The sequence below is a fragment of the Leptospira perdikensis genome (assembly GCF_004769575.1).
Classification (GTDB): domain Bacteria; phylum Spirochaetota; class Leptospiria; order Leptospirales; family Leptospiraceae; genus Leptospira_A; species Leptospira_A perdikensis.
Genome location: NZ_RQGA01000013.1, coordinates 148,172 through 167,140, shown reverse-complemented (window position 1 = coordinate 167,140; position 18,969 = coordinate 148,172). Strand labels below are relative to the sequence as shown.

The 18,969-nt window shown below is 39.9% G+C and carries 13 protein-coding genes; 6 read left to right on the top strand and 7 right to left on the bottom strand.

What is annotated here, in order from left to right; genetic code table 11:
* The first annotated feature begins 6 nt into the window (after positions 1-6).
* Both EHQ49_RS11710 and EHQ49_RS11705 read left to right on the top strand, forming a co-directional pair.
* Positions 7-2,415: a sulfatase gene (locus EHQ49_RS11710; protein ID WP_135580029.1), complete on the top strand. Its 2,409-nt coding sequence runs from the start codon at positions 7-9 to the stop codon at positions 2,413-2,415.
* 48 nt (positions 2,416-2,463) lie between these two features.
* Positions 2,464-3,732: a lysophospholipid acyltransferase family protein gene (locus EHQ49_RS11705; RefSeq protein WP_135579592.1), complete on the top strand. Its 1,269-nt coding sequence runs from the start codon at positions 2,464-2,466 to the stop codon at positions 3,730-3,732.
* Between the two features lie 3 nt (positions 3,733-3,735).
* On the opposite strand, the gene EHQ49_RS11700 is transcribed toward EHQ49_RS11705, so the two are convergent.
* Complete coding sequence (locus EHQ49_RS11700) at positions 3,736-5,094, bottom strand: OmpA family protein (RefSeq protein WP_135580027.1); 1,359 nt, start codon at positions 5,092-5,094, stop codon at positions 3,736-3,738.
* Between the two features lie 109 nt (positions 5,095-5,203).
* Here EHQ49_RS11700 and EHQ49_RS11695 point away from each other — a divergent pair, with 109 nt between their 5' ends.
* From EHQ49_RS11695 to EHQ49_RS11685, 3 genes are all read left to right on the top strand, one after another.
* Positions 5,204-6,115 (top strand): phosphate ABC transporter substrate-binding protein, encoded by a 912-nt coding sequence (locus EHQ49_RS11695; RefSeq protein ID WP_135579590.1) that lies wholly within the window; start codon positions 5,204-5,206, stop codon positions 6,113-6,115.
* 310 nt (positions 6,116-6,425) lie between these two features.
* Positions 6,426-6,827, top strand: coding sequence for a dihydrofolate reductase family protein (locus EHQ49_RS11690; protein WP_244241461.1), 402 nt, complete (start codon positions 6,426-6,428; stop codon positions 6,825-6,827).
* A gap of 228 nt (positions 6,828-7,055) precedes the next feature.
* A complete protein-coding gene (locus tag EHQ49_RS11685; RefSeq protein WP_135579588.1) occupies positions 7,056-10,748 on the top strand; it encodes a fibronectin type III domain-containing protein in 3,693 nt (1,230 codons plus the stop codon).
* A gap of 180 nt (positions 10,749-10,928) precedes the next feature.
* Here the strand turns inward: EHQ49_RS11685 and EHQ49_RS11680 are convergent, their stop codons facing one another.
* The 5 genes from EHQ49_RS11680 to EHQ49_RS11660 all read right to left on the bottom strand — a co-directional run bounded on the left by EHQ49_RS11680 (position 10,929) and on the right by EHQ49_RS11660 (position 15,957).
* Positions 10,929-12,446: an NHL repeat-containing protein gene (locus EHQ49_RS11680; protein ID WP_244241460.1), complete on the bottom strand. Its 1,518-nt coding sequence runs from the start codon at positions 12,444-12,446 to the stop codon at positions 10,929-10,931.
* Positions 12,447-12,615: 169 nt separating this feature from the next.
* On the bottom strand, positions 12,616-14,157 hold the full coding sequence (locus EHQ49_RS11675) for an NHL repeat-containing protein (protein ID WP_244241459.1): 1,542 nt from the start codon (positions 14,155-14,157) through the stop codon (positions 12,616-12,618).
* Positions 14,158-14,293: 136 nt separating this feature from the next.
* A complete protein-coding gene (gene hpt / locus EHQ49_RS11670; protein ID WP_135579581.1) occupies positions 14,294-14,806 on the bottom strand; it encodes a hypoxanthine phosphoribosyltransferase in 513 nt (170 codons plus the stop codon).
* Entirely contained in the window at positions 14,803-15,315 is a 513-nt protein-coding gene (locus EHQ49_RS11665; protein ID WP_135579579.1) for a SixA phosphatase family protein, read from the bottom strand. Before EHQ49_RS11665 ends, hpt begins: the two co-directional genes overlap by 4 nt.
* A 45-nt stretch (positions 15,316-15,360) precedes the next feature.
* The gene (locus tag EHQ49_RS11660; protein WP_135579577.1) at positions 15,361-15,957 is read right to left on the bottom strand and encodes a response regulator transcription factor; all 597 of its coding nucleotides are present in this window, start codon (positions 15,955-15,957) and stop codon (positions 15,361-15,363) included.
* A gap of 6 nt (positions 15,958-15,963) precedes the next feature.
* Here EHQ49_RS11660 and EHQ49_RS11655 point away from each other — a divergent pair, with 6 nt between their 5' ends.
* Entirely contained in the window at positions 15,964-18,396 is a 2,433-nt protein-coding gene (locus EHQ49_RS11655) for a hybrid sensor histidine kinase/response regulator (protein WP_167483007.1), read from the top strand.
* Here EHQ49_RS11655 and EHQ49_RS11650 read toward each other — a convergent pair.
* Entirely contained in the window at positions 18,388-18,957 is a 570-nt protein-coding gene (locus EHQ49_RS11650) for a DUF1569 domain-containing protein (RefSeq protein WP_135579575.1), read from the bottom strand. The two genes, EHQ49_RS11655 and EHQ49_RS11650, sit on opposite strands and share 9 nt — an antisense overlap.
* Positions 18,958-18,969 lie beyond the last annotated feature (12 nt).

The following is an 18,969-nucleotide window of genomic DNA, read 5'->3' as shown; positions in this document are numbered from 1 at the left end:
TCAAGGATGGACGATGGAAACCTAAAAAGAAAGAACTTTTCCTGTTCGTCGGAAACCAGTTTTCCAAACTGGTTCCATATGCGAGCGACCGTTCCTTTCGCCCTGACGATCTGTTTTTGTCTCCTTGGCTGTTTGAACAAATCGGAAAGACGTTTCCCTGTGGATTTGGTTTTGGAGTTACGAAATGCTAAATCCAAAATCTCCGTCTCTAAAGATCCCTTACCCTACCATTGGAAAAAAAATCCCGGTCGCCAAAGCCGTCTTCCTCTTTCTCGCAAATGGGAAAACACACAAATCACATTCAATACAGACAAAGAGATTTTTTTAAATCATTCCTTGGATTCTCTTTTTTTTCCACCGGGTCAGGAATACGAATTCAAAGTCCCCCAAGGACAATATGAATTTTCTTCGCTGATTGGACTGTTAGGTGGTGCAGAATTCCAAACCCAAGTTTCGGGAAAGTTCAAAATCTATTCAGGAGAAATACTTCTAAAGGAATGGGATCTTACTGGGTCGGTAAAGGAAAAATGGAATTCTAAAAAGAGTGTTTTAGAAATTGGGGAATCTGGATCCCTGCGGTTGGTTTGGGAGAGTGTTGATAGTTACCTTTTTGTCGGTGAACCTTTGTTATATCCAAAAGAGGGCAATCTTTCCGAAAAACAAGGGCTTGAAAAACCAAAGTCTGTGATTCTCATTGTGATTGATTCGGCGAGAAAGGATTTTTTTGGATCTTATGGATACCGACATTCAGTAACACCAGTGATGGACAAAATGGCAAAGGAATCGGTATTTTTTGAAAATCCATTTGCGAATGGGAACTGGACCAAACCTTCGATGATGTCATTTTTCCATTCGGAATATTCATCTAACCTTGGTTTGGGGAATTCTTGGTTTTCGACAAAACCCTACCAAAGAAAAGTTTATTATGGAAAAAATAGAGACAACTTAGCCAAAACCTTTCGTGAAGCGGGTTACTTCACCCAAACGATTATGAATAACGTTTTCTTTTTGGATTATACCACAGTTGGTTTGGATTTGGGATTTCATAATTCCTTTCAAGTGGGAATGGACATTGTGGATACGGAAATTCTCACAAACCAAGCGGTTCAATTTGTCACCGAATACAAAGACAAACCTTACTTTTTACATTTTAATTTGAATACCCCTCATGCTTCTTACTCTCCCCCTCCAGAGGATATGGCGGTGGTTCGTTCTACAGTTCCAACGGATGTTTTTTATCGGTACGAATCTCCGGTGCAAAGATACTTAGGGGAGATGCATTATACAGATCGTGAAATTGGACGGCTTGTGGATGCGTTAAAAAAACAAGGAACTTATGATGAAACCATGATCATCGTAACTGGTGATCATGGGGAATTATTCAGTGCCCATCATGATTATAGTTATCATTTTATCATGCAAACTCGGTTTGGTCATGGAGAAACTCATTACGATGAGGAAATCAATGTTCCCTATTTTATCAAACTTCCTAAGTCCCTAAAGGAAAACTTGGAATCGGAAATGGCGGGTGTGGCCAATGGGGGACAAATCCGAATTTCCGGCCAGTCTTCTTTGTTGTCGCTCGCTCCCACCATTCTCGGGTTTTTAGATTTATTACCCAAAGAATCCACCTACCAAGGTGTCGATTATTCCACTTGCATTCGCATGACAAATGTTTGTCCAAAAGAAAGTTTTATTTATACCGAAGGCAGGATGTCGGAATCGGTTCGGACAGAAAATTATAAATACATTCGCAGGTATCCAGGATTTACGACAGTTAGGCGAACATCGGCTGGTGAACCCCATACCATGGCAGAAGAATTGTATGATTTAAAAAAAGACCCAGAGGAAAAATTCAACCTTAGTCCTTTGCCTGAGGGAGATTCTCTTTTGCAGATTGTTAGAGCCGACTTTCGTCGTGAGAATTTTTTAAAACGAAATCATTTGCGAATTTTGATTCCCCCTTGTTCGGAATCTCTATGCCGTGATTTCCTTTCTTTAAATGTCCAAGGATCCATTTATGATTGGAAAGTTTCTGATGCGGTCCAACTAATTTCCGGTTCAGCAAAAGCAGTTTCTTTGCAAAGGGAATCAAAAGTTTCCGAGGGGAACCAAGGGGAAGAAGTTATTTTCAAAACTGTGAATCCAGAACTTGGAGCCAACTTTAGTTTTTCTCGTAATGGAAAAACGATTCCTGTTCGTTTTGGAAGGTATGGATTGGAATATCAAAAGTCGATACATCATTTAGAAGATTTGATTGTCTCGGAAAGACAACCTGAAGGATTCCCATCTTCTCCTTTACCTTGGGTGTATAACGATGGTGCCTTTAGTGGAACCAGAGAATCTGAAGTACAACGTGAGATGGGTAAAGAGGTAAAAAAAATATTAGAAACCTGGGGATACATCCACGAATAATTGCTCGTATTCGCAAAGGGGTTCGTCTTATCTTAACTAGACAATTGTATGAAAGATTCTTTTATTCCTCCTCGTTTTGAATTTCCCTTTGCTTTAGGACTCGACTTAGGTTTCCCCATTCTTTCCAAACTTCTCTTCAATATTGATGGAGTAGAAATTGCAAAAGAAGATGAACTCCATCTAAAAGAAATCAAAAACAAAAGGGTGATGTATTTATCCAACCAACCAAGCGAAATCGAACCCATCATTGCTTATTATGTTGCGAATCAAATTGGAACGAGATTTCACTTTATGACCTCCCGTAGTATTTTTAATTGGGCCTTTGGTTTGGTGGGTGAGGTCATCAAACGAGTGGGTGCATTTTCTGTCATTGCAGGAACTCTCAATCGAAATGCGATCAAGACCGCTAAACAAATATTAGCTGAATCTAATGGGAAATTAGTGATGTATCCGGAAGGAATGGTTTCTGGTGAAAACGACAATTTGGTTTCGTTTATGCCTGGTGTGGCTCAAGTTTCCTTTTGGGGACTCGAGGCTGCTTTGGAAAAAGATCCCAAGGCAGAATTATGGATCCAACCGAGTTTTGTGAAATATAGAATCTCTGGTTCTAGGGATTCTATCCTTGCGGACATTGAATCTTCTCTTTCTCGGATTGAACGCAAACTCAAACTTTATCCCGGTGGACGAACACTGCTTCGTCGGTTTTTAACTGTTGGTCGCGTGATGTTGGAAGAAACCGAATTTGAATTGGGAATTCCAAGATCGGAGACCGATGGAAAGGATTTTGATTACCGATTGGGTCGGGCAAGGCATACAGCTCTCAACCTTGCAGCTTCCATTTTAAACGTGAAGTTTCATGAATCAGACAATGCCATTCAAAAAATTCGATTGTTGTTTATGACATTGGATAGTTTGGCTGCTGGAGCTCCTCTTTCTTCTACACCTAAAAATCTTACCGATCAAAACATTCGTAGAGCCAAACAATTGGTGGACACAGCGTACGCCTTTATCATTACCAAACCCAAAAATTTAATCCAATGGCCGTCTGCAGAACGTTTGATGGAATGGATTTGTAGTTTTGAAAAACATATTTTTGGAAAGACGGAAGCAAGAGCAAGGGTTGCTCATGTAGTTGTGGCTCCTGCTTTTTCTTTGGCGCCATATTTCGAAATTTACCAGTCGAACAAAAAAGAAGCCATCCAAAGTTTACTGATTGAGATTCGTAAAGAGATGGAACTTCTGATGGAACGAGGGAAAAAGATTAGTGAACCCATTGTCCCTCCATATTCTGTCGGACTCGATTTACAAATCGGTTAGTTGTTAATCTAAAACTAATGTAATTTCCACCCGACGGTTTTTATGTCGGTTTGTTTCTGTATCATTGGGAACAATCGGCACATCATCGGCATACCCTTTGAAGGAAATATGTTTTTCATCCATTTGATGATTATCAACTAACGCATGAAGTACGGACTTGGCTCTATCTTCGGATAGTTTTTGGTTGTATTCTTTTTTTCCAACATTGTCTGTATGACCGGAAACTCGAATTTCCCGATCCGGGTATTTTTTTAGGATTTCTGCGATTTTTGCGACTGCTGTTTCGGCATCGGGTTTCAGTTTGCTATCATTAAAATCAAAAAGAATGGAATCCAAGGAAAATACAATTCCGTCATCGGAAGTTCGCACCGTGATGGGAAGTTTTTCTGGATCTGTATTTTTTTCTGGAGCGGGAATTTCTCCCGTGTCCGTGATTCGTCCTAAATTTTCGTTATTAGGTTCTTTTCCATTGGATGGAAGTTTGTTAGGATCACCTAACTTTGATCCATTCGGATCTCCCGTATATCCCACAATGAGATCACCTAGGATGTCTTCACGAATTGCCTCTTTGTCTTTGGCATTCACTTGGTTGCGGAGGAAATAAATTCCTTTGATATGAAAGTTGGCTTCCTGTACGGTTCCGTTCGGATAAATAAACGTGTATGATAATTTTACTTCTTTAAATTCAGGAACACCTCTGCTCGCGTTAAAAAAAACTGTTCCTGAAGCAAAACCAAAAATTTTGTATGGTACGTTTGGTACCATCTTTTCTCCTTCTGGTTTGGTATAAAAAATTGGATAGGTGTATGTAATTTTTTCACAATTCCCTTTATAATTTCCTTCTGACCAAGGAAAAATTCCTTGGAAGGTATATTCAGGAAGGACTTTGACACGAATACGTTCTGCATTAAAATCAAACGATTCTTCTGCAGGTAATTTCCAAACATCAGAAACGGAAATCGGTGTGTCAGGGAAACTCGGAAAACTGCGAAGGTTTGGCATTATGAATTCATTGGGAACTTCATACCGGCCATTTCGGAATAGAGTAAAATCGGATAAAAATTCTTTGTCCTTCCAAAAAGGACCTGAGGTTTTGCCATAACGTATATAAGTGTCAAAAAAAGCATTCACCAAACAAGAATCAGATGAACATTTTTTTGGTTTCATCACCACTCTGTTTTTATCTTCTCTTTCCACCGTTTTTGTACCCACACGGAAGAATACATCATGGTATTCATTCAATTCTAAAACTTGGTTTTCTTTCCATTTCCATTGGAAGGTAGTTTTTCCTGTTGGCACAGGTGTAGAGGCCAAAAGTGGGAGAAAAATGACAAAACTAAATAACAATCGGAGCCGAGTCATGACATTGAAAAGATCGGGGATTTTTTTGAAAAACTGATAGGGGAAATGGAAAAAACTAGCGGTTTTTGCGATTGACGAAGGATGGATTTTCGGCTTTACCTGAATAACCATGAAAAACCTTTCTCTGCTTTTTTACATTTTGATTACAATTAATTTTGTCGCCTGTAAGGACAAACAAACCTTGAAAGTGGCGGGTTCTGAAACCATGAACAGTATGATGCGATACTTAGGAGCCGAATACGAAAAGGTAAATTCTGATGCTCGTGTAACAGTCGAAGGTGGTGGATCCGAATCCGGAATTGATAGATTACGAAAAGGTGAAATCGATATGGCAGTTTCTTCCCGCGACTTAAACCAAGCGGAATTTGATGACCTTCGTAAAACAGGAAACTTAGAAAAAGTAAGATTGGCTTACGACGGTGTCGCTCTTGTCGTGAATCCCAAAAACACTGTCTCCAAACTCAACTTGGTTCAAACCTCTGATATCTTCTCTGGAAAAATTAAAAACTGGAAGGAAGTTGGTGGTATCGATGCTCCCATTTCTATCGTGATCCGTAATGATAAATCGGGAACTCAAGATTATTTCCAAAATCATATCCTCAAAAGAAAGGATTTAGGTTTGAATGAATTCAACGAATTCAAATCCAACGTGTACTCAAAGGATGCAAAAATCGTGAAAGACAATGTTGAATTGTCTAAATTCATTCAAGAAAATCCGAATAGCATTGGTTATATGGGAATGGGGTCTGCCCTTGTGGAAAACAAAGATAAATTAAAAGCTTTGGATTATGCCAAAACAATAAAAGATCCTTATGTGGCACCGTCAGTACGTAATGTATACGACAGAAAATATAAACTCGCTCGTGAATTGTTTATCATTTATAAAACCGATCAAGGTGATAAAATTGATGCCTTTGTTACTTTCCTTACCAGCGAACAAGGACAGGTGGCGGTATTACAATCGGGATATTTGAGAGCATCATTACCGGAAGTGGAAGTTTCTGCAGATCCGGTGAAATAAGAAAAGGGGTTCGAATCCAGGTCCTTCCTCAGACCAAAAAATCAAAAAGAAGTTAAATCTTTGCCAACCAAACTTTGTATGAATTCCATACAAAGTCTGAAAAAAGAACCAATCTAACATTTGAATTGTGGGTTGGTTTTTTTTTGCCTTCGCTTGGTAGATAAGAATACAAATGCGAAAATTTATTAAATCAATCAATGTGACCATTGATGGAATTTGTGACCATATTTATGGCATCGCGGACTAGGACATTTGCTAACCAATTAAGAAGTAATGATGACACGTTATATGGCGAACCACTTACCAACTGATGGAATATTGGCGCACCGTTCTGGAAAATCCTACGGGAGACCCAACGAAAGATGATTTTGCAGTAGCCATTGATCATATACCGAAAGTTGTTTTTTCTCGAACTTTGAAAAGTTTAGATTGGAAAACGGCTAAATTAGCAACTCAGGATCTTGAAAAGGAAGTGGTGGAACTTAAACGCCAACCCGGAAAAGACATATTTGCCTGCAGTCCAAGTTTGATCGTTTCTTTGACAAAACTGAATTTAATAGACAAATACCAGTTATGTGTTCATCCCATTATTGCTGGTAGTGGTTTGACTTTATTTAAAGACATCAGTGAACAAATTACTCTCCAACTCATAAAAACCAAAACGATTCATTGCGGTGCTGTTCTTTTACATTACCAACCAATCAAAGAATAATGATCAACAACTTAAACTTAAGTTTCGGTATCTATCGAATCATTCTCTAATATATCTTAAAATTTTGACTTTGCTTTGCTCGTAAAATTTCCAAACCGTTAAAAACGTTTTTTACCCCATTTTAGAACGCTTTGAACGGTAAATTTTGAGATTTCTTAATTTCTTTCCAGTTTTAGTTGCCCAATGATATAGAGAACATTCGATCAACTGTAAAAAGGAAAATTATAAATGAAAAAGATTTTTTGTATATTATTTACAACATTATTTCTTGGGAACTGTATTGCATTTTTAGATTTCAATCGGAATCAAAATGAATTTTCTAAGGACTCATTATTACTGCTATTAGGTTCAAATAATGTAGGGGTTCCTGCTGGTGGAGGAACCGCAGATCCTTCAGGAACACGCTTCCAATCCAGTGATGGACTTTTTACGATTTTGATTCCTGAAGGTGCGATGGATGAAACGGTAGATTTTAAGATCACAAAATATGATTCTACACAAGCACCACTTCCTTCTGGTTATGTTCCCACAAGTTCTATATATCAGGTAACACCATCTTATAAGTTTAAAAAAGAAGTGGTAGTCACCATCGCTCTGGATCGTGCCAAAGCCCAATCGATGAATTTAAACTTTGGGAAAAGTAGAGGATTTCATGTATCCAACACGAACTCAGAAACAGAGGCATTGAGGATGCCAGGTTGGGCTGGTGTGAATACAACCCTGGATTCGGAAAATATTGTTTTTCATACAAAGACCTTTTCGATGTTTGGTGGGGGAACTCCACCTCCAGGAAACCTACCTCCCGTCATCAATGGCGCCTATTATTATTTAAAAACCGGTACTTTACATACACCTTACCAATTAAGAGCTGATGTGTTAGAACCAGATGGTGACCCAATGGATGTGTATTTGGTGGTCGGACCTGTTGGTGGACCAACGAATTATTTCTCGATGACAAGAGAGGGAACAACCAATTGGTACCAATCGAAAGTACCTTATGAAGCGATGAGTCCTGGTGGAATTTTAATTCAAGTCATTGCTGTGGATGTTCATGGACAAAAAACATCGAGGCCATCAACTGGAACTTTTTTATACCCCACAGACTCTGGTAATCCCACATACATAAGTCAATACAATCCAGATCGTGATGGAGACGGATACAATGATGTCTGGGAACTTGACAACGGATTCAATCCAAACAATCCAAGTAGTCCGCCAGGGGGAACAACATACCCACCGGGAATACCTGCTGTAGTCGATAGTGTTGAAATTTTACCTACGCAAGCATGGGTACAGGTGAATGAACCCATTACATTTTCGGCTAGAGGGTTTCTCGCAGGCGTTCAAAAATTTGTTCGTGTTAATTTCCACACAACAGGCGTAGGCCTTGGCGGATCTCCCATTGGCAGTTTGAACTCATCTACCTTTACGGCGACAACACCCGGTGTAGCGGGAGTATTTGCTACTTATCAAAGTTTGGAAGCATCTGCTTCTGTTCATGTTGCCGATACGGTTGCTCCGTCGAATATCACCGATTTGGTGGCAACACCTATGTCTGCTTCCAGAATCCAATTGCGATGGACGGCACCAGGAAGTGTCGGAGTATTGGGACAAGCTTCTGCATACGAAATCAGAAGGTCTAGTGCACCCATCACAAATAATCTCCAGTGTGATGCCGCTGTTGGTATTGCACATACTATGGTTCCAAAAAGCTCAGGGTTATTGGAAATCAAAGAGATTGATGGACACCTTCCGCAATCTACATACTATTTTTGTGTTCGAGCCATTGATTCTTCTGGCCTTCGCAATTCCTGGAGTGGAACTGTATCTGCCACTACTTATGCTCCTACTGACTTAGTACCACCAGCTGACATTACTACGGCTATTGCAACCGTTGAATCCTATCATCAAGTCAAACTCAACTGGACTGCTGTGGGTGATAATGGAAACACGGGATCCGCTTCCGCTTATGAGATCAGAAGACGTTCGACTCCGATCGTATCAGATGATGACTGTTCTGCGAGTATTTTTGTTCCGAATAGTGTTGTATCTTCCCCTGCTGGAACTCCTCTAGAATTCACTGCAAGTGGACTTTCTTCGGGAACAATACATTATTTTTGTATCCGCGCTTTTGATCATGGGGGCAACCGAAGTCTTTGGAGTGGAGTTTTACAAGCAACCACACCGTTTGCCAACCAATCCCCTGTGATTCAGTTTGGTTCCAATCTTACGATTGATTTAGGTACAGAAGCTACATTGGATGCCTCACAATCATCCGACCCTGATGCCTCATTTTGTGGAGCTCAATCAAATTTATATGAATATAACTGGCGAGTGGTTTCCAAACCTCCGCTATCCAATTTAGCTACTGGGGACATTCAAAATAGAACGACTAAGTTTGCAAAAGTTTCACCTGATAAAAATGGTGAATATATATTTGAATTTTCCTTTAAAGACAATGCAGGCGTTTGCGCGGGAGGGAATCGAACTTCTGTATCTCTTTTCACAATGCAAGTCAATTTGGTTCCGATTGATGCTCCCGCTTTCGTAGAAGCGCAAGCAGGAGGAACGAGTGCTTACGTGCAGTGGTGGCCTGTGACAGGAGCCACATCGTACACAGTGTACTATAGCACAAGTCCTGGGGTGACAAAAGCTTCGACAAGTTTTGGGCCTGTGACTAATCCATATACGACCATTACGGGACTAACGACCGGAACTCTGTATTACTTTAGGGTGGTGGCGAGCAATATTGGTTGGAATAGTGCGGTTTCATCGTTTGAAGCAATCGCCCTAACAACAGTTATGCCATTTGGGACAAATGCTCCGGGAACACATGTAGATATTTCAGCGGGACAGGGGACTAATTCAGGTTATTACCCCAATGTAGTAATAGATCATATCAATAGAAAGATGCAAGTTGTCGCTCATAATCAAGCAAATAACGACAAGCTAAGTTTATTTAGGTGCAACATGGAAGGAACTGGCTGTATCCATATGGATATTTCTGCGGGACAAGGGGGTTTTACCAATTATGATCCGATGGTCTTAATAGATCACATCAATAGAAAATTGTTGGTGGTCGCTCGCACAAGTATTGGAAAGCCAGGTTTATATCGTTGCAACCTTGATGGGACTAGTTGTATTCATGTAGATATTTCAGCTGGACAAGCTGTTAATTCAGGTATTAGTCCTAGTTTCGTCATAGATCACACCAATGAAAAACTGTTGGTGGTCACGACTAATAATGCAAATAACTTTAATCCAAGTCTTTTCCGATGCAATTTGGATGGAACTAACTGTACGCATACGGATATCTCTACGGGACAAAATGTGACCCATTCGGGAATATTCCCTACTGCCATCGTAGATCATGTCAATGGAAAGTTGCTCGTTATCGCAGGAAATGGGTATTATCATTACAAACCATACCTATATAGGTGCAATCTAGATGGAACTAACTGTTCCTTAACTGATATCTCAGTAGGACAAGGGCCACATTCTGGCGATTTCCCAAGTGCAACTTTAGATTACATCAATAGAAAGTTATTGGTTGTCACTCAAAATGCACAGAACTCTAACAAACCTAGTCTATTCCGTTGCAATTTAGATGGAACTAGCTGTACCTTTACGGATATTTCTGCTGGACAAGGTAGTAATTCAGGTAACAAGCCTAGTGTAAAAATTGATTACATTAATGAAAAGTTGCTCATTGTCGCAACTAATGGCGCGAATAATTATAAACCAAGTTTATTTAGTTGCAATTTGGATGGATCTAATTGTTCACATACAGATATTTCGGCAGGGCAAGGCGTTCAATCTGGTGCTTCACCTCGTGCGATTCTAAATCCAATCAATGGAAAAATAATTGTTGTTACCTCAAATGGCGCCAACTCCAACAAACCTTCCCTCTTTATCTGGTAACCATTCCTCGCGCCATGGGATCCGAAGGGCTTGGTCTCACCTGGCAAAGGTGAGACGGGAGCGAATGCGCACCCCGGAGTGAGCCCGGTCGGGTATCTATAAAATAATGATCAACTAACCAATACGAGGCGCACAAAAGTTTGCATTCAAATGGTAGATGATTATCTTACTGAGTATGATTCAATACACCAATACTCGGTTATTCTGTTGGTCAGCGACATAGAGTTGGCCTAGTTGGTTGAAAAAAATTCCTGTGGGAGTGGAAAGAGTATTTTGTCCAACGGCTGGTCCACCGCAACTCCCATTGTTGTTGGCGACCCCGCAACTTAAATTATTAAATTGTCCAAACACTGCCACCGCAGTAATTCCTGCAGTTTGAGTTGTTTTCGGATATACCACCACCCGATTGTTTCCTGTATCGGAAACATATAGGTTCTCGCTTTGATCCAGTGCTACTTTTGTAGGTGTTGAAAGTGTAGTTGGTCCAACTGCACCACTAGTACCCGTAATAAAGTTTGGTTGGCCATAGACTCGACTGGCTATTGTGGAACCAGCAGGAAAGTAAAGTACTCTGTTGTTATTTGTATCAACGACATAGAGGCCACCTTCCGAATCGAGTGTGATTCCAAAGGGACCGCTTAGATTGACATTGGTTGTATTTGTGACTATTGATGAGAAATTAGTTTGCCCATAAACACGAGTGGCAGTGGTAGAACCTGGGGGAAAATAAAGAACTCGGTGGGTAGCCGATTCTGAAATGTAAACTCCGCCATCAGGTGCGGCAACTACACTTTGCGGTGTGTTTAATGATATCGCACTTGTAGAACCCGCGGTGCCTGTTGTAAACCCTGGTTGTCCATAAACCACTGAAGGTATGATTGTATTTTTAGTATAATACAATACACGATGATTAGCCATGTCTACTGCATACAAACCGTCCTGACTATCTAATGCAATTTCTCTGACAGAATTTAAGGTATTTTCAGATGGGTTTATATAATTTGAACAAGATCCTGCAGAAATCATATTCGCAATATCGCATGTAAAATTGCCAAATTGCCCATAAACACGAGATGAAACAGTTGAATTTGGTGGATGGTATTGAATACGATTGACACCTGAAATGTACACCCCGCCTGAGTTGTCAGTGACCACTCCAAAGGGAAAACTTAAGTTCTGATTTGTTGGAGTTCCGGGTGCACAGGAACCATTGTTATATGTATTGGCGCATGTATAAAATCCATATTGTCCATACACCATGGTCGGACTAGTATCCACCACCTGCAAAGTGATAGTCACAATTCCAAATCCGGGACTATTTCTAGTGATGGTGAGATTCGTGGCTGTGGTGAGAGCGGTAGACGTACCTTTGATTTCTCCTGTTGTGGTATCAAAAGTCAAACCGGCAGGTAAAATCCCTTGAATCGAATAACTAGAATTCTTTGGATAGCGAGGGACAATGGAAACGGGAAAATTAAGATAGAGCCTGTAATTGGAATGTCTGTAACCAAATGGGGGAATGTTGACTAGATTGTAACCGCAATGATAGGACACAGCTGTCGTCAGGGCTTGGAAGGTCAACGTTTCCAAAAAGGAATCTGCTTTGGGATCACAATGGTTTCCGAGTCCATCGGGTTTACATCCAATGGAAAAAAAGAAAATAACAGGAAGTAAGATCGGAATCAATTTGCGGAACATTTTCATATTAGAATGTTTAGTGAAACCTAAGCAAAAGCAGTTGTAAGTCTATCAAAAATGGTTTGGTGAATTTAATTTATGAAATAAATTATCATCTAGTTCACCGACTAGGACTCCATTGTGGTGTTGGTAACTAAATGTCGAACTGTAAAGAACCTTTCTTTTTCATTCAATATACCAATACCCTGTTATTTCCATAATCAGAAATGTACATTCTTCCCTGTTTGTCAAAATGAACGGCAGTAGGTCGATATAGATTTTGGGCAGTGGGTGAACCTGGAGAACAGGAACCATTATTATTGTCAGCACCACAAGTAAAGTTTCCAAATTGGCCAACAACACTTGAGGCTGTCATTCCAGAGACAAGAGTTGTTCGAGGGTAGATAAGAACGCGATGGTTATTTAAATCTGCGACAAATAAGTTTTCACTTTGGTCTAAAGAAACTGCAACGGGGTTATTTAGTGTGTTACTCGTTACAGCACTAGTTCCACTTGAAGTAAAGTTAACTTGTCCATAAACTCTTGTTGCGATATTGGATCCTTTCGGATAATAGACAACTCTGTGGTTTCCTGTGTCTGCTATATAAATTCCGTCTTGAGAATCGGCAACAACACCTTGGTTGGTGCTTAGGCCACTCGCTGAAGCTGTGGTTCCATTACTTGAAAAATCGGGTTGTCCGTAAACTTCTGTGGGTAAACTTGCATCTTTCGGAAAATAGAGGGTACGGCAGTCGCCAGTGTCAGAGACATAGAATCCACCAGTGCTGTCTGGACTCAAATGGATGGGAGTGTACAAAGTAGACTGAGATGTCGCCCCACCTCCAGAAGTAACAAAGTTAGGAACTCCAATGGCGCGAATGGGAATTGTACTTTCACTGGGGTATACTAACATCCGGCGATTGGCTCCTGTATCCGTTACAAAAAGATTATTTGCCGCATCAATTAACAATCCTTTCGGTCCGCTGAGAGTGGTCGCCGCAATGGCTCCCAGTGGCATACAACTTTGGTTTGTATGAGCGTTGGCAATGTCACACGTAAACAGACCATGTTGTCCATAGACCCGCGTCGCAGTTGTTTGTCCTGACGGATAATATAATACACGATTGGCACTTGCAATATAAACTCCGCCTGCATTGTCGGTTTTTACGTCATTGGGTCCCGATAAATTGCTAGCGGAAGGTGTTCCTCCTGTCGTGCAACTGATATTCAGATAAGAAAGTCCGCAGTTTAAATTTCCCAATTGTCCATACACTTTAGTCGCTGCTAAATCACGCACTTCTACAGTGATTTGACCTTGTGCCACACCTTTGCGATAAACAGTATATCTTTGTCTTTCGAAAGGGACTGTGGGAGTTCCGGACAAAGCTCCCGTACTTGGATCTATATACAATCCAGTGGGTAGACTCGGACTGATGTTGACTTCTGATTTAGAACCTAATCTTGGTAATACGGAAATGGGAATGGATTTATAAAAAGTAAAATCGGTGAAGCGGTATAAGTCACCAGTATTCACAACTTTTAATTGGCAAAAACCACCTTCGATACTTGCTGAGATAAGGAGTTGTGGGTAGAAGTCTTTGGATTCACTATCACAAGGATTGGATAAAGAAGCCATTTGGCAGTTACTGGAAAAACAGAGAACCAAAGAGAAAAAAATCAAACGAACATACATGTATATAAGAAAAGGATTCAAACGGAAGGATTCTGGCAATTTGTTTTTGCGGAATGATCAACGGAAAGAAATTTCATCCCATTAAAGATTAGGAATCAATTGTTTTGTAGCGAATTTTTCTAATTCACCTTTGTTGTATCGATAAGATGGGAATGATTTTATTTTGTTAAGGTTTTCACTCCGTTCCTTCCAACTTCGCCACATAAGGCAGGTTACGATACCTACCTTTGTAGTCCAAACCATAACCAACAAGAAATTCATCTTCGATGATAAAACCAGGATAATGAACAGGAATGTGAGGATTTGCTTTACTTTGTTTCCAAAACAGTGCAGCCACTCTTAAGTCTTTAGGATTGTGTTTTCCCACTTCTTCTAATAGGTATTCTAATGTTTTTCCTGTATCAACAATGTCTTCCACAAGAAGAACGGATTTGTTTTTCACAGATTTTTTTAGTTCTTTGGTGATTTTTAGATTTCCAGAAGTGGTTCCATCTCCGTAAGAAGATGCGGCCATAAAGTCCACCTCATGTGGGATGGCAATGCTACGGCAAAGATCAGCTGTGAAGATAAAACCACCATTTAAGATCCCAATCACAACTAGATCTTTGCTTAGAAAATCGCGAGAGATCTCACGAGCTAGTTCTTCGACTCGGTGATGGATTCGTTCTTCTGAATATAAAGGTTTCATTCTTTGCCTATTTGCCCAGGGATCCAGAAAACTGCCAATTGGCAACTGCCCCAGCTAAGATCTTTCCACGATTCATTGGGAAAACTCAAGCCGAGAAATGAGGCCGTGGGAAATTTCTGAAATTTTGTGGGAGAGGTTTCCCCAAATAAAAGGGAACTTCCTAATTCCTCTAACCCCGGATTGTGACCCACAAGGCAAACAGAGCGAACACTTGGCGAAAGACCGTGTAATAAAAAGAGGAGATCTTCTTTGTCCGCATCGTAGATGGCCTCCCGTAGATCCGGTTTTGGAAAACGAAGGATTTCTTTCCGAAGAGAGGAATAGGTTTTTTGCGTCCTTTCTGCTGGAGAAACCAAACACTGGTCAAATTCGAAACGGCTTTCTTTTAAGTATTCTCTGAGGGCTTTGGATTGTTCTTTCCCACGCCTGGAAAGGGTTCGTTCCAAATCAGAATCATAAGGTTCATCCCATTCTGATTTGGCATGACGAAGTAAATAAATTTGTTTCATACGAATAGATTAGCCGAAACTAAGGATTCGGAAATCACGAAACGGCTATTTTTGTATTTCTTTTTCGTACTTGGAAATGAGCTCGTTGTTGTTCTTACAAGAGAATTTGGTACGCATTTGGTTGAGATGGTATTCCACTGTTTTTCTCGACTTTTGGATTCTGTCCGCCACTTCATTCTGAGACAATCCCTGTACGAGTAAATTTAGAATTTCCATTTGGAAAGCGGAGAAGGGAAGTTGCACTTTACTCACGCCATCGGAAACAAAAGATCCACCTTTCATCACAAGTTCAATGACTTCGGGAAGTTTGGAAATAGGATCTGACTTTAGCATATACCCGTCAGCTTTCGCTTTAAGGGCATCTTCAACATAAACTCGACTTCCATGTAAGGAAAAGATAATGACTTTTGTAGGTTGGTGTTTTTCTTTAATTTCGCGCAAAACATCGATGCCATTACGATCCGGTAAGTCGATATCCAAAACCAATAAGTGAATGGGACTGGATTCTAAAAAATGAAACAAATCAGCAGCAGTTCGAAATTCTCCGGCCAGAGAAAAGAAAGGATTGGATTTTAAGATAGATATGATTCCTTCTGTGACAACGGAATGGTCTTCTAAGATGGCAATTTTAACGGATTCCACAGCCTCATGATTCTCAGCGTATTCTTCTCATCCATCCAAAAATCTTTTTGTGACTTACTTATTTTTTGTAGATATCCCTTAATTTTGATCCTTATCGTACTGGGCACCACCTCCTGCCGGTTTGATGCCTACCCAACCTTACTGGCAAAAGATGGTGTTCTGGATGCAAGGTCGGCTGATCTTTCAGGGGAAACCATAAACTTTACGGGAAAATGGGAATTTTATTGGAATGAGTTTTTAGATCCGAAGGTAGAATCTCCCGAAAACAAATCTTACTTAAAAGTGGGTGTACCTTGGTTTTCACAAGAGAATGAAGACGGGGAAGTATACCCCAGTTTTGGATTTGCGACCTACCGCCTAACAGTCCTTTTACCCGACCCACCTGCCGAGAATCAAAATTTAGCTCTTTTGGTTCCTGTTCTTCATAGTGCGTATAAAATGTACGTAAATGGTGAGTTAGTTGCTGAAAATGGAGTCATCTCAAAAACAGAAAAAAACTACCAACCTTCTTTTCATGTAAAAATCATCCCACTTAAAACACTTTCTCAAAAATTAGATTTGGTCATTCATATATCTAACTTTTCACATAAGTACGCTGGTATTCACGGGATCATTCGATTTGGAAAAATACAAAATATCATCAGTATCTGGAACGTAAATTTTACTGTTTCTTGGATTCTTATGATTTTTATGTTACTTCTTTCCATATATTATGCGTTAGTTTATTTTATTAACAGGTCAGAAAGAAATGCTCTTCGGATGGCTTTTGTTTATTTAGGAATTTTAATTTTAACTTCTACTTTGATTGAAACAAGAATTCTATTTAATCTTTTTTCGGATGAATACTGCGTAACTTTATTTCGATTCTCTCGAATCGGATTTATTTTGGTAATGTATTTTGGAGCTTATATCCTTCTCAATATGACTCAAGTGCGTTTTTTTAAACGTATGTTGATTTTTCTAAAACTTTATGCACTTACGTTTCTTCTTGTTGCTATGTTTACTCCCGTCTCGAATCTTGCAAAAATTTCTTTTTATTTTGAATTCCTTTCCACAATTTTTGTTGTTCTCGGACTTTTTTCCGTTTCTCTCGCATTGTACTTCCAACGAAAGGAAAGTAGATTGTATTTCTTTAGTTTACTTTTGGCAATCATCGGCGGGTTCATTGATTTGTTTTTAATCTCCCATCCAAGTTTTGGTTATAGGCCTCTAGGACTCGTTTCTTTGTATTTGTTTATTTTTCCACAGACACTCGGTGTTACTTTTGGCCTTGTTCGTGTTTATAAACGGTCCGAATCTTTATCCAAAGAATTATACAAAAGAAAAGAAGCTCTCGAAAAAAAAGTTAAAGCCCGTACTTTGGAATTGGAAAAAGCCAATCGTTGGAAAGCAAACTTTGTTTCTCTTATTTCGCATGACTTACGTTCGCCGCTAAACAGTGTAAATCAAATTTTGGATGTAATTGATTTCAGTTTTAATGAATCCACAGAAGTGGAAAAAAAGAAATTTTTGGAAATTTGTAAAACGGGTGTCACTCAGTCTCTGCGAATGTTGGAACAATTATTGGATGTCAGTCGTTTTGATGCCTTCGGAACCAAACTCATCCAAACTCGATTTTCTGTGAATGATCTATTAAATGAAATCATTGAATCGGTGGAACCACTCGCCACTCTTAAAGGAATTCGTATCCAAAAGGATACTCCCATCCAGGCTGAAATCATTGCCGATAGAACCTTGATTGGGGAAGTTTTTAAAAATATCTTAACCAATTCCATCAAATACTCTTATCTCAATTCGGAAGTTTGGGTAGGAGTTTCTTACAAAGGGAAATGGTTGTCTGTGGAAATTCGTGACCGTGGTCTTGGAATGAGCGAAGAACAAATCCACAAACTCACTGGAGAAGAGAATATCAAAAGTATGCCGGGAACGGCCGGAGAACGCGGAACAGGACTTGGTTTACAACTTTGTATGAATATCCTCGAAGCCCATTTTGGAAAACTTCGAATCAAATCTGTACTCGGTGTTGGATCTTCTTTTGAGATTTCTCTCTCTAAAAGTACGAAATCGGTTCTCCTTGTGGATGATTCTGGAAACTTTAGATCGGACTTAGCGGAGGTTATGCGAAGAAATCAATGGATTGTAATTGAAGCAGGAAATGGCGAAGAAGCATTATCTCATCTCTCTCGGATCACTCCAACTTTACTCATAACGGATTTACAAATGCCAGGAATGAACGGAATTTCTCTCATCCATGAATGGGAAGGCCGTCGTCACAAAGACCAGAAGATTCCTATCATTCTGATCAGTTCCGATGCCCCTCTTTCCGGTGGTGACAAATTTTTGGAAGAAGAGGGATTGGAATCGATTGTTTCTGCTTATCTTTCGAAAATGTATAAGGCAGAAGATCTCTGCCAACAAATAGAGTTTATTTTACCCTAAAACTCGTTCCATGTGATTTTTGATGTGAAGGCTATGTGCTACATCATACTCTTCTTTAGTAAGTTCACCATAAGCAAAATGAGGTCTTAACGAGGATTCTTTTGTTTTGGAAAAATCATCAATGGCTTGGATGAGTCTTTTAATCCCGGCTTTGATTTCCGTAACATTGGATATATCTTCGGCACCAGGAATGGGTTCTTCCAATCCGTGATTCATTTTGTTTTTAAAAGCAAAAATAGAAAAGGCAACCTTACCAATCGATCCACGAAAGAGCGAAGACTTCATCTCTGGATATCCTTTGAGAGAATATTCGATACTTTGAGCGCAGTGAGCAAATACCTTTCCCGGAGCCCAACTGCCAGAAAGTTTAAAATCGTCGGTATCGGCTTGTAACTTAACTAGGAGTTCCCGAAGGTCGGAAAGATCATCCGCTTCTTGCCAAGGAGATTCATTGGATGTCTCTGATTTTGATTCTTCCTTGGCAGTTCCTTCTGCACGAAGTGGCAAATGGAGAATGCTATAAGACAAAGCTGTTTTTTTTAAGAAATCTTTTCGTTTCATTTGAATTTTCCT